Here is a 795-nt window from a genome sequence, read left to right as displayed (position 1 = left end):
GGTGCTGGTGTCGGAGTGGTTTCAGCCCTTGTCATGCTAGGCGTTTATTTCTACAATCTTCGCTTAGCCAAACGAGCCAAATCAAAAGCCTTAAAAGCAGCCGCAAAAGACAATCTTTCAGACGTCGTCACATCTCTTGGAACGTCGATCGCGATCGCTGCTAGTGCTTTTAACTATCCAATTGTCGATAAGATCGCAGCCATCATCATCACTTTCTTTATCCTCAAAACAGCCTACGATATTTTTATGGAATCTTCCTTTAGTCTTTCAGACGGCTTTGACGATAGCCTCCTCGAAGATTACGAAAAAGCTATTTTAAAACTCCCTAAGATTGCACGTGTGAAATCACAACGCGGACGAACCTACGGAAGCAATATCTATCTGGACGTTGTCTTGGAGATGAATCCCGATCTTTCAGTCTATGAAAGCCATGCGATCACAGAAGAAGTCGAGGATCTTCTGAAAGAAGAATTTGGAGTCTTTGACATTGACGTCCATGTAGAACCTAGCTCAATTCCTGAGGATGAGTTGATCGAAAACGTTGAAAAGAAACTCTTGACCTACGAAAAACGCCTCTATGCTAAGCAAGAGTTTGATACATTGCTAGCGGATAATTATACCTTGATTGACGATACCGGTCACGAACACAACAAGGCAGAATTAATAGAGGCTCTCGCAAGCGACCAAGTTCAATTCCAAAACTTTGAACTGGAGTCCATCAGTCAAAAAACCAAACTTATCCGTTATGAACTAGACGGTCAAATACATACCAGTCTCTGGCGTCGCCACGAAACT

General features: G+C 42.9%; 1 protein-coding gene. It reads left to right on the top strand.

Features of this window, described 5'->3' with window-relative positions; genetic code table 11:
* Positions 1-795, top strand: a 795-nt coding sequence (locus SPADD19_RS05290; RefSeq protein ID WP_061455445.1) for a cation diffusion facilitator family transporter, incomplete at both ends; no start/stop codon positions are given.

It is taken from the genome of Streptococcus parasanguinis (assembly GCF_001578955.1).
Lineage (GTDB): Bacteria > Bacillota > Bacilli > Lactobacillales > Streptococcaceae > Streptococcus > Streptococcus parasanguinis_U.
Note: the sequence above shows the minus strand (reverse complement) of the source record. Positions and strands in the feature narration are given on the sequence as shown.